This is a genomic window from Thalassotalea sp. LPB0316 (genome assembly GCF_014898095.1).
In the GTDB taxonomy this organism is placed as follows: domain Bacteria; phylum Pseudomonadota; class Gammaproteobacteria; order Enterobacterales; family Alteromonadaceae; genus Thalassotalea_G.
In genome coordinates, this window is sequence record NZ_CP062946.1 from 999,705 (window position 1) to 1,011,654 (window position 11,950).

Below are 11,950 nucleotides of genomic sequence, written 5' to 3' on the forward strand. Positions count from 1 at the left end.
TTAATGAACACACCCAATATTGATCAGCCTAGTTATGTAAAGTGGTTTCGCCACGCAGCGCCTTATATCAATGCTCATCGCGGTAAAACCGTGGTGATGATGTTTGGCGGCGAGGCGGTGTTAGATCAAAATTTTTCAAATATTATTCACGATATTGCGCTGTTGCGAAGTTTGGGCGTGAAGCTAGTTTTGGTTCATGGCGCGAGACCGCAAATCGACCAACGGATGCAACTACTTGGCGCAGAACAAACGTTTGAAAATAATTTGCGCATTACCGATAGTGATAGCTTAATGGCAGTAAAAGATGCTACCGGTGCACTGCGCCTTCACATTGAGGCGCTGCTGACCATGGGGCTAGCCAATTCGCCAATGCACGGCAGTGAAATTCGAGTAAGTTCAGGTAATTTTGTGATCGCAAAGCCAATTGGTGTTAAGCAAGGTGTTGATTATAAACACACCGGACTAGTTCGCCGTATCGACACCAAGGGGATTGAGAATCAGCTGGAGCTAGGCTCGATTGTCTTGCTTTCACCCGTTGGTTATTCACCGACAGGTGAGGTTTTTAATTTGGCGTTGGAAGATGTCGCGACGCAAGCGGCTATTGCATTACAAGCTGATAAGCTCATTGCTTTTACCAAAGGGCAAGGCTTACTCGATGAAACTGGTCAGTTAATTCGAAGCTGCAGTGTTGGTACGGTAAAAAGCTTGTTAGATAACAGCAGTGATTACAATCAGCAATTACTGTTGCAGGCGATTATCCAAAGTGGTGAAAACGGCGTTGAACGCTGTCACTGTGTGAGCTATCAAAGCGATACTGCACTATTACAAGAATTGTTTACTCGTGATGGCGCAGGCACGTTAATCGCCAAAGATCACAAAGAGCAAATTTCAACGGCGACGATTGATGATGTCGGTGGCATTTTGGAGTTGATCGAGCCGCTTGAAGCCGAAGGCGTGTTAGTAAAGCGCTCCCGCGAATTACTCGAGCTCGAAATCGATCGCTTTTTAGTATTGAAAAAAGAAGACGTCATTATTGCCTGTGCCGCATTATATCCCTACCCTGAAGTTGGTTGTGGCGAACTAGCCTGTGTTGCCATCCATCCCGATTACCGCAAGGGTAATCGAGGCGAACACTTACTCAGTGCGGTAGAGGCCTTTGCTAAGCGACAAAAACTCAATGAGCTCTTTGTGTTAACAACTGTTAGTGCTCATTGGTTTTTAGAAAAAGGTTTTGTTGAGAGCTCAGTTGATTACTTACCTGAAGGTAAAAAGCAAATTTACAACTTACAACGCAAATCAAAAGTCTTTGTTAAACGCATCGTTTAATCTATTTAACCTGAACTCGGGATAAGAAGTTAGCTAACCTATTAAAAGTAAAAACTTATAATCACTGTCAACTGTTCTAGCGAGGGATTTTTTCTTAGTACTAGACAAATTTGTTTGGAATAGCCCGCTATTGCACACAAATTTAACAACGTAATAAGGAAAAATAACCGCTAGAAAGCAATTTGTTATCCCGAGTTCAGGTTATTTAATTGAGCTTACTCGCTGACTGAGTTAGTTAGCCATACAGTTTGGTATGGCGCTAACTCGAGATGCTCGCTAAAGTCATTAATTGCTTGCTCACTAATTAAGTCATACCAGTTTTCTGTGATGATCAAATTCAACTCACTCACCGGTACTACTTGTTGTTGATTGGTGATATTAGAAATACAAAAAATACTTTGTTTTCGATCGAGCGACTGACGCCAAAAGCCAAACAGCGATAAACCGACATTTAAGGTAAATTGTGTCGCATTAGGATGAAACGCAGGTTGTGCTTTTCTTAGGTCAATCAGTTTAAGCAACGTCGATAATATTTTCGCGTGCTGGCTATCTTCATTATTGAGGTGTTCATCGAGTAAGTCTTGGTACCAACGACGGCGATTAATCGCACGGTTGTGATGGGTGTGATTGAGTTTCTCATAGTCATTGGTTGTGCCCAGTAAACTGTGAATATAGATACCCGGTATCCCTTCAAGGGCGAGCATAATAGCATGAGCGCAAATAAAGCGTTCAAAACCCAACTCGTCGGCTCCCTCAACCGTACCTTTTAAGGCATCAACTAAAGCAATATTCATTTCATAGGCTTTTTGCTGACCATCTGGCGTTGAGCGCCAAGAGATAACACCGCCAAAACTTTGCATCGTTGATATCAAACTATCGACTTCTTCTTCCGATAAAATACCCTCAACTGGGCGCAAGCCAACGCCATCGTGTGAGGCGATAAAATTAAAATACGTGGTGCCGTTTTGCGCTGGCGGCATACTCATTAACCAGCGTTTTAAGTGTAAACAATTGCCGGTAATCAAGGTGTTAATTAACAAGGGTGGCAGTGAAAAGTTATAAATACAGTGAGCTTCGTTAGCGTTACCGAAATAGGTTAAGTTTTGGGTGTTGGGAATATTGGTTTCGGTAATGATCACCGCATTAGGCTCGGCGTGTTCGATTAAACTTCGCAACAATCGGATAATTTCATGGGTTTGAGCCAAGTTAATGCAGGTCGTGCCCAGTTTTTTCCAGAGAAAGGCAACGGCGTCTAGGCGAAAAATTGTCACGCCGGCGTCGAGGTACTGACGGAATATTTTAACAAACTGCGCCAGTACGGCGGGGTTGCTGAAATCAAAATCTACTTGGTCGTGGCTAAAGGTACACCAAACGTGCTTTTCACCATTGGCTGTCATGGTTGGCCTGAGCAGTGGCGAGGTTCTTGGTCGAACAACCTCACTGGTATCAGCACTGGGATCGCAAGTAAAAAAGTAATCGTGGCCTGGACCTTCGCCTTTAATGAAGTTTTCAAACCACATACTTCTGCTAGAGCAGTGATTGATGACAACGTCAGCCATTAACCGCCGCTCGTTTGCGATAGCTCTAATATCGAACCAGCTACCATGTGCTTCATTAACGCTTGAATAATCAATCACTGAAAAGCCGTCATCTGAACTATAGGGGAAAAAGGGCAAAATATGCACGCCGTTGATAGAAGCGCCAAGATATTGGTTCATAAAGCTACGCAACGTTACTAACGGCAATTCATTTTCACTGATCACGCTATCGGCATAGGTGATCATAATGATATCTTGCTCAGACCAATGGTTTTGGTAGGGCTCTGGGCTTTGCACCGAAACTGAGATTTGCATTAAATCAATGAGTTCTTGAGCAAAGGCCAAATAATCTAACTCGATATCGACATCTTGGTAGATGATCGCTAATTGGCCACTAATTTTTAGGGCTAAATTATCTAAAACCGCCGTCATATTCGCTCCTAGTCGCTTTAGCTAAATTCTATGTGATCTTGCTCTACCGCATCTTTTAATTCTTCAAGAATGTCAGGTACTGCGCTTTGTACTCTGTTCCACGTAGGCATAAATGGCGTTTCCATCGGTCGGTCGAGGAACATTTGGCCGGCGGCAACGATATTTTTAGCAAACATTTCTATGGCTTTTTCTTCGTTGTGAACGTCGAGGGTTAAGCCATTCATCAAGGCATCGTGACGATAGGCTTCCACGTAATCCAGTGCAATGCGAAAGTAAGTCGCTTTAATTGAACGGAAGGTTTCGGTGCTGAAGGTTTGCCCTTGGGTTGCCAGTTTTCGGAAAAAGGCTTTGGTAATATCAATCGACATTTTTGATAAGCCGGCATTTTGGTTATCAAGTGATAAATCTTGGTGTTTGTGATCGTAAACATCAGCGATATCAACCTGACAAATTCTATTGTGGGCATAGTTGCGTTGCATTTCGCTTAACACACCAATTTCAAGCCCCCAGTCGCTTGGAATGCGTAAATCCGACAAGACATCGCGGCGGAATGAAAACTCGCCAGCTAGCGGATATCTAAAGCTATCCATATAATCTAAATATTCGTTGCAACCGACAGTGCGTTTTAACGCTTTGATCAAAGGCGTAACCAATAAACGCGAAACGCGGCCATTGATTTTGCCGTCAGCGATACGGGCATAAAAGCCTTTGCTAAATTCATAGTTAAACTGAGGATGAGCAACAGGATAGAGCAGGCGAGCCAGTAACGATTTTTCATAGGTGACGATATCGCAATCGTGCAGCGCCACGGATTCTGCTTTATTGGTTGCGAGAATATAGCCCATGCAATACCAAACATTACGGCCTTTACCAAGCTCTTTGGGGGCGAGGCCGAGTTTTTCTAATTTGGCATCGATTGCTTGCAGCCTAGGACCATCGTTCCACAAAATTCGATGATGTTGCGGTAGTTTATTAAAAAACTTCAAAGCGTGTTGATATTGCTGTTGGTCTGCTCTATCTAAACCGATCACGATTTGGTTTAAGTAGGGCACCGTTGTTAGTTCATCGACAATAGCCGGCAGCGCTTCCCCCTCAAGTTCGGAGAATAGCGAAGGCAGAATTAAACCTAGCGGACGTTGCTTGGTGAATTTTAGCAAGTCTTTTTCGAGAGATTCGTGACTGCGCTTTGACAGGTTGTGTAAGGTTGTCACCACACCATTTTGATAAAAATCAGCCATATTTTCTCTCCTTTGTCGTGCTACAGTTGTTGTTTGTTGACCAAATACTGGGTATTAAAAATGCTAGCGCTTCTGACCAGCCTGCCGGGCCATAAGCTTGGCTTTGGTAGGTAAACTGGCTTGTTGATAATTTCGGAAAGCCATGAGCTGGTGAGCGAATTTGAATGGCAATACTTGCTGCCTCTAGCATGGCGTTGTCGTTTTCACCGTCACCCAGTGCTAGCGTAGTTATTGGCGCACTATTTGATTTTTGATAAAGCGCCGTTAACCATTGCAGTGCTTTGCCCTTGTCGGTGAAATCGCCAATGTGAATAAAGCGTCCACCTCTAAGTACATTGGCACCGCGGTTTTTCATATGATTGATAAAGGCTTGAGCTTTTTGTGCCGTGTCATGCCATAACACTGGCTCGTTAAATAGTCGCTGATTCGCTTTTTCAGCTTGCGATAATGATAAGCCGGTTAAGTTGGCGATGGTTTTCGTTGATAATTCTGAAAATCCTTGAAATTGGTCTTGATATTCCTGTGCTTCATTTTTAAGTAGTGTTAGCCAATAGGCCCTTGGTTGGCTAAAGCTTTTAAGCCAGTAATTTTGGAAGTCAACACAGCCGGTAGGGCAGGCCTTAAACTGCGACTTTGGTAGGAAAATCGCAGCGCCGTTTTCAACAATAAAGGGCGCCTCTATATCGAGCGAGCCCTGAATATCGACAACTTCAGCAAACGTTTTACTGGTGTTAATAATAATCGGAATATTAGCTGCTTGTAACTTCACCATCATAGGCATTGCCGCTTCATGGCTATAGCTAAAGTGATCGAGCAAGGTGCCGTCTAAATCGGTAAAAACTAAACAAGGGGGATTAAATGGCATGCATACTCCTTAGTGCGTTGATTGCGCGGTCACTTGCTAATTCAAAAACGTAATCACACTCAACAGGTAATCTTGCGATAGCGTGGCTGGTTAAGCGTTCAAAATGCTGAATAAAGCGAGCAATTTGCTGCTCGTTCATCACTTTGCTGTTGTTTGGCTTTGCGACTTTTTGACGCAATTTTTGCTCTTGTTGCCAGCGCCACTGCGCGACGCAGTCGAAATTGGGGGCCTTAAGCATTAACCAGCAGTGCATTTGCTTGTAAAAAGGCAGGAAATTGGTTAATTGTTGATTAACGTAATTGCGCCACTTGCCATCAATATCTTCATTTTCCTCAAGCGCATTGATTGGCGAGGCTAATTGAAGCTGGCTTTGTGGTTTGACTCCCCAACACCAACCTTCAAATATAACTATTTCTGGCTGTGTTATTTCTGGCCATTGGCTTTGTGGTAGCGGATCGTCTGTAGCTTTATCAAAACGCGGTAATTTCGTGGTTTGTCTGTTTGATAAAGTATCAAAGACCTTTTTCATTAAGGTTACATTGTGTGTGCCCGGTACGCCGCGTGTTGCAAGTAAGGGGTGGATAGTGTCAGCGAGTTCGGCTCGCTTAGCTGATGGCAGATAGAAGTCATCTAAAGACAGTACCGCAACGCTTAAGTTTAATCGCTGCTTAAAATAAGTTGATAGAAAATCCGCTAAGGTTGACTTACCTGAGCCTTGACAGCCGTTAATACCAATAAAAAATGGTGACTGCTCAGGCCGTTGTGAACTGAGCTGCTTGGCAACAGGGATAAACCATTGCTCAGCTGTTCGTGCAAAGCCTTCTGGTAATTGGTGTTGTTGAATGAACTGTTCAAGCATTTCAGTCGCCTCTCTTGACCTACCAATAGTTAAGTCATTGGTGTAAGTATGAGAAGAATCAACTAATATGCCACTAATTAAATAGTGTTATAAATCAGTTTGTTAGCCATTATTTGTTGTTTTGGTTAGCTTAATTTGACTGATTTTTGTACCTGGCTTGCACCGAGTTGGTGCAAGCCTTGGGCTTAGAAAATATCGTCAGCTGGCGTGGTTTCAAATATTTCACTACTGGTATCTTTGCGGACAAACTCTGTTGGCTCACTGCCGAGTTTAAAATATTCAAACATTGTTGTTTTATCCGTTTTCTTGGTTAGCTTACCCGTTGCTTTATCGATTCTAACCGTGACGATATCGACCGGCTGACTAAATGGTTCATAGGGGTAATTGTTCAACGCTTGTTCCATAAAAGTAATCCAAGCTGGTTGTGCTGATTTTGCGCCAAACTCTTTGCCCGTGATCTGATCTTTACCTAAATTGCGATTGTAGACGGTTTGACCTAAATCGCGCGCTGGATCGTCAAAACCTATCCAACTGGTTGCCACGATTCTACGGCTGAAGCCAGAAAACCAAGCATCTTTGGCTGAGTTCGTCGTCCCTGTTTTACCAGCAATATCGCGACGTTTTAACGAACGAGCTCTAAAACCAGTACCTTGCCAACCCGGTTTTATTGACCAATCAGCGCCCCAAATGGCACTGTTGAGCGCTTCTGTCATCAAATAAGCGTTTTGTGCACTAATCACTCGCTCTGCTTGAACAATTGGTTGAGTTGGTTGTACCTCGGTTGAATTTGATATGTCACTTAGCTGTGTCACCATCGCGGCTGGCGTTTTAATTTGCTCAACAGATGCGACTGATGTCGATAGTTCAGATTGCTCACTTAGTTGCGCTTGGCTTTCTTCTACCAAACATGGATCACAGGCTTGTGCAGGATTAGCTTGGAAAATTACGTCGCCAAATGAGTCTTCTATGCGTTCAATCAAATACGGTTTAACTAAAAAACCGCCATTGGCGAAGGTTGCAAACCCCGTTGCGACTTCTAATGGTGTTAATGAAGCTGAGCCTAGGGCTAGCGATTCATTTCGCGGTAAATCGTCTGGTGAAAAACCAAAGAGTGATAAATAGTCGATAGTGTTACTGATACCGACTTCGCGCAATAAGCGGACTGCGATAACGTTTTTCGACTCAGCAAGCGCCTGACGAATGCGAATAGGGCCAGCGTATACTGGCGGTGAGTTTTTCGGGCGCCACGCAACACCTGATGTTCTATCCCATTTATTGATCGGCGCATCGTTAACCAATGACGCCAAGGTCATGCCTTTTTCAAGCGCAGCTGAATAGATAAAAGGTTTAATATTTGAACCGACTTGGCGCTTGGCCTGGGTAACGCGGTTAAACTCACTTTGTTTAAAACTAAAACCACCAACGGTTGCTAAAATGGCACCGTTATCAGGGTTTAACGCGACTAAAGCACTTGAAACTTGTGGTAGCTGACTCAGTGCAAATTGCTGCTCGTTGATTGATTTGACAAAAACCACGTCACCGCGCTTGATGATATCGTCAGGCGTTTGAGGCGGAGGTCCTTGCTTGTAGTCACTAATAAATTCACGTGCCCAACTCATGCCTTGCCACGGAATTTCACCGGTTGATAAATCCTCAAAAGTCACCATCGCCATGTGTTCATCGACATAGGTCACTACCGCCGGTATAAGTGATTGGAAGCCAGTCATCTCACTTAAGGTTTCAACTATTTCTTCTTCGGTAACTGGCGTATCAGGGGTTATTTCAAGCGTTTGACCGACTTCAAGTGAATCAGGTAACGGGCGTAACTCTTTTATTGGTCCGCGGTAGCCGTGACGTAAATCGTAATCAAACAGGTTTTTAACAACAGCGTGTTGAGCGGCGAGTTGGAGATCAGATGGTACGGTTAAGTACACTTTGTAACCGCCGGTGTAAGCTTCTTCGCGACCGTAACGCGTTAACATTTCTTGGTGGGCCATTTCCGCAACATAAGGCGCATTCACTTCAATTTCAGCACCGTGGCGTTTACCGGTAATTGGCGCATTTTTGGCTTCTTCGTATTGTGCTTGGCTAATTTTTTCAGTGACTAACATGCGCTCTAGAACAACAGCTCGGCGATCTCTGGCGCGCTCCGGCGAGCGAATTGGATTCATGGTCGATGGCGCTTTTGGCAGGCCAGCAAGTACTGCAATTTGGGCAAGCGTTAACTCTTTAACGTCCTTACCGTAATATACTTGCGCGGCGGCACCAAAACCAAATGAGCGATGCCCGAGGGCAATTTTGTTCATGTACAATTCTAGAATTTCATCTTTTGTCAGTATGCTTTCTATGTGCAGAGAAATAAAAATTTCACGAATTTTACGGGTGTAAGTTTGTTCTCGTGATAAGAAAAAGTTACGTGCAACTTGCATGGTAATGGTTGAACCACCACCTTTGTTCTGGCCGATAATTTGACCGACAACAGCACGGGCCAAACCAATTGGGTCGATACCAAAGTGATAATAGAAGCGCTCGTCTTCGGTGGCGAGAATAGCGTCGATGAGTTGTTGCGGCATTTCATCTAAAGAAAGAGGTATGCGTTTTTTCTCACCGAATTGTGAGATCAGCTTGCCATCGGCAGTAAAAATTTGCATCGGCGTTTGCCAATTCACTTCTTTAAGTGACTCAACACTTGGCAATTCATCGCGCATACTGATATAAATTATTATCAATGCGATAACGCCAGCGAAAAATCCTATTAACGCTAATTTAAATAAGTTTTTTAACGAAAACACAAATTAAGCCTAAAAATTTGTTAAAAAAAGTTGATATATCGCTAGTATATCGTGTTAAACCATGTAATAAATGTATTTATACATATAAAATGTCATAAATAATTATAAAAAAGCTAGTAGGACGTTATGCTAAGCAGCCTATGGAAAAAGAAAGCACCTATGATGGTTGGCATTGATATTGGCTCTCACAGTATCAAAGCCGTATTACTAGGGCAAGATGCTAGCGGCTATACCCTTGAGGCGATAGCCGTTGAAGCAATGCCCAGAGGCGCAGTTATCGACAGAGAAATTCAAGATATTGAAGCTGTTGGTAAGATTCTATCGAAAGTGCGAAAAAAAATAGCCAGTAAAATTAACCAAGCAGCGGCGGCTGTCTCAGGGCAAACCGTAATCACGAAAGTGATCTACATGGATGTTAATTTGACTGAAGAAGAATTAGCAAACCAAATCGAAATTGAAGCTGACAGCTTAATTCCATACCCCCTCGATGAAGTGAGTCTAGATTTTGAAACACTAGACGTAAATGAGTCAGATCCTAGTAAAGTCAATGTTTTGTTAAGTGCAGCTCGTACCGAGTCAGTCGAGGCGCGGGTTTCGGCACTTGAAGCCGGCGGTTTCCAAACTAAAGTCATCGATATTGAGTCTTATGCGGTGAGCCGCTCATACGACTTATCGCTGCCGTTATTACCAAGCGATGCTAATGAGAAAGTCGTTGCTTTGGTCGATATTGGTGCAACCATGATGCTGTTTTCGGCGACTGATAAAGGTCAGCATATTTATAGTCGTGACCAAATGTTTGGTGGCGAGCAATACACGCGATCGATTGTTTCTTACTACAATAAATCATTTGAAGAAGCTGAATTAGCAAAAATATCTAAAGAGTTACCGCCTAATTACACGTTTGAAGTGTTGGCACCGTTCCACACGACCTTGGTTCAACAAGTGCGCAGAGCTATTCAAATGTTTTTAACTTCTAGTGGTAAAAGTAAAGTCGATTACTTGGTAGTGTCTGGTGGTACGGCGATGGTCGAAGGGCTGCAAAACCTATTATCAGAAGAGTTGGGTATTCATACGGTAATAGCCCAACCATTTAAAGAGATGGTGATCGCCGATACGGTTGATAAAGAATTATTGGCCAATGTTGAGCCACAATTAATGGTGGCTGCTGGTTTAGCGATGAGGAGTTTTAGCCCATGGCATATATAAACCTGCTACCTTGGCGTGAAGAAGCCCAAAAAGCGAAACAGCGCGAATATTTTACTGTCTTAGCCGCGGTGGTTTTTGGTGCGTTAATTATTGTGTGGTTGATTGGCGAATTCTATCAACTTCGTATCGACGGGCAAGCAAAACGCAACCAATATTTGCAAGCTGAAATTCAAAAGCTCGACGCACGGATTGGTCAAATTCAAACGTTGAAAGAGAAAAAATCTGAGCTTGAAAAGCGGATAGCAGTTATCGAACAGTTGCAGTTGAGCCGTAATGTAGGTACTCAGGTACTTGATGAGTTGGCAAAAATCGTTCCCAATGGGATTTATTTGACCAGCCTTGAGAAAAAAGCAAACATGCTTGAAGTTATAGGCAAGAGTGAATCGAATAACCACTTGGCAAACATGATGCGCGCGATTGAGCGCTCGGATTTACTTACCGATGCAAATTTGGAGTCGATTGTTAATGACGACAAGAAGAGTAAATTGCTAAGTAACTTCAAGATGAAAATCCGTATTAAAGGCATTACGGAAAACCAACCTCAGCCTCAAGGAGATAAAGTGTGAATATAGATCTGTCACAATTTGATAACCTTGAACTCGACAATATTGGTCAGTGGCCCAAAGCTGCGAAAATCCTACTAGCCGTCTTTTTGAGTGTTTTAACGTTAGCGCTAGGCTTTTTTCTCGTGGTTAGTGACAAAATCGGCAACTTAGAGTCGATTACGAATCAAGAGCAAACCTTAAAGCAAGAGTTTCAAGCAAAGTATCACGTTGCTGCTAATTTAGAAGCGTTTCAACAGCAGATGATTGATGCTGAGGCGATGTTCGCAACCCAGTTGAAAAGTTTACCAGAAAGCCATGAAACGCCGGGATTACTCGACGATATCACTTTTGTTGGCACAACCAGTGGGCTTAATTTTAAACATATCAACTGGCAGCCAGAAATCGTCCAAGAAATTTATATTGAATTACCTATTGATATTGAAGTTGTTGGTGACTATCACGACTTCGGTAGCTTTGTCTCTAAGATAGCGGGCTTGCCGCGTATTGTAACTATTCAAGACTTTAAAATGACGATTAACAATGAGTCGAAAAACTTACTGACGCTGAAGTTACAAGCAAAAACCTACCGCTATAGGGAGAGTCAATCATGAAAAAACTGATGGCACTTGCGGTAGCGCTGACACTCAGTGGTTGTTTCTCTGATACAAGCGACTTGCAGGCCTATACTGAGCAGGTAAAAGAAAACACCACAAATTACGTTGCGCCAATGCCGGAAATTTTGCCGTTTAACCATTTCGAATATTCGGCACAGCAACTGCGCAGCCCGTTTGTTGAACCTCAACCCGAAGCGATTCAAGAAAAAATGCAACAAATGGCTGGCTGTCTAAGCCCTGATCCTCGCCGCCGTAAACAACCGCTAGAAAAGTATGCGCTAAGTAGCTTGACCATGCGTGGCACATTAGGTGAATTAGGGGTTACTTGGGCACTAGTTGAAGCGTCCGATGCAACATTGCATCGCGTGACAATTGATAGTTATTTAGGTTTATACCACGGTCGCATTATCGATGTGACTGATGATTATGTTAAAGTGATTGAACTAATACCTGATGGCACAGGTTGTTGGTCTGAACGAGAGACTACCATCGCAATGAGCGATGGAGCGTCACAAGGGCAAGGGAAGTAAACTTG

10 protein-coding genes are annotated in these 11,950 nt (G+C 43.3%); 5 read left to right on the top strand and 5 right to left on the bottom strand.

Annotated features, from left to right (window positions below; all coding sequences use genetic code 11):
* Window positions 1–3: 3 nt before the first annotated feature.
* Window positions 4–1,326 (top strand): amino-acid N-acetyltransferase, encoded by a 1,323-nt coding sequence (gene argA, locus LP316_RS04420; protein ID WP_193022871.1) that lies wholly within the window; start codon window positions 4–6, stop codon window positions 1,324–1,326.
* A 215-nt stretch (window positions 1,327–1,541) separates the two neighbouring features.
* Here the strand turns inward: argA and LP316_RS04425 are convergent, their stop codons facing one another.
* The 5 genes from LP316_RS04425 to LP316_RS04445 form a co-directional block, all read right to left on the bottom strand.
* Window positions 1,542–3,296 (bottom strand): sugar phosphorylase, encoded by a 1,755-nt coding sequence (locus LP316_RS04425; protein ID WP_193022872.1) that lies wholly within the window; start codon window positions 3,294–3,296, stop codon window positions 1,542–1,544.
* 17 nt (window positions 3,297–3,313) lie between these two features.
* Entirely contained in the window at window positions 3,314–4,534 is a 1,221-nt protein-coding gene (locus LP316_RS04430; protein ID WP_193022873.1) for a glycosyl transferase, read from the bottom strand.
* Window positions 4,527–5,399 carry an HAD-IIB family hydrolase gene (locus LP316_RS04435; protein WP_193022874.1) on the bottom strand — a complete coding sequence of 291 codons (873 nt, stop codon included), beginning with the start codon at window positions 5,397–5,399 and terminating at the stop codon, window positions 4,527–4,529. The genes LP316_RS04430 and LP316_RS04435 overlap by 8 nt, the downstream gene beginning before the upstream one ends.
* Window positions 5,389–6,258: a kinase gene (locus tag LP316_RS04440; RefSeq protein WP_193022875.1), complete on the bottom strand. Its 870-nt coding sequence runs from the start codon at window positions 6,256–6,258 to the stop codon at window positions 5,389–5,391. Before LP316_RS04440 ends, LP316_RS04435 begins: the two co-directional genes overlap by 11 nt.
* 185 nt (window positions 6,259–6,443) lie before the next feature.
* Window positions 6,444–9,050, bottom strand: a complete 2,607-nt coding sequence (locus LP316_RS04445; protein ID WP_193022876.1) for a penicillin-binding protein 1A — start codon at window positions 9,048–9,050, stop codon at window positions 6,444–6,446.
* A 126-nt stretch (window positions 9,051–9,176) separates the two neighbouring features.
* On the opposite strand from LP316_RS04445, the gene LP316_RS04450 reads away from it, so the two are divergent.
* The 4 genes from LP316_RS04450 to LP316_RS04465 are packed head-to-tail and all read left to right on the top strand — an operon-like array spanning window position 9,177 to window position 11,945.
* Entirely contained in the window at window positions 9,177–10,256 is a 1,080-nt protein-coding gene (locus LP316_RS04450; protein WP_193022877.1) for a pilus assembly protein PilM, read from the top strand.
* A complete protein-coding gene (locus LP316_RS04455) occupies window positions 10,244–10,822 on the top strand; it encodes a PilN domain-containing protein (RefSeq protein WP_193022878.1) in 579 nt (192 codons plus the stop codon). The genes LP316_RS04450 and LP316_RS04455 overlap by 13 nt, the downstream gene beginning before the upstream one ends.
* Window positions 10,819–11,412 (top strand): type 4a pilus biogenesis protein PilO, encoded by a 594-nt coding sequence (locus tag LP316_RS04460; RefSeq protein WP_193022879.1) that lies wholly within the window; start codon window positions 10,819–10,821, stop codon window positions 11,410–11,412. The genes LP316_RS04455 and LP316_RS04460 overlap by 4 nt, the downstream gene beginning before the upstream one ends.
* Complete coding sequence (locus LP316_RS04465) at window positions 11,409–11,945, top strand: pilus assembly protein PilP (RefSeq protein WP_193022880.1); 537 nt, start codon at window positions 11,409–11,411, stop codon at window positions 11,943–11,945. The genes LP316_RS04460 and LP316_RS04465 overlap by 4 nt, the downstream gene beginning before the upstream one ends.
* Window positions 11,946–11,950 lie beyond the last annotated feature (5 nt).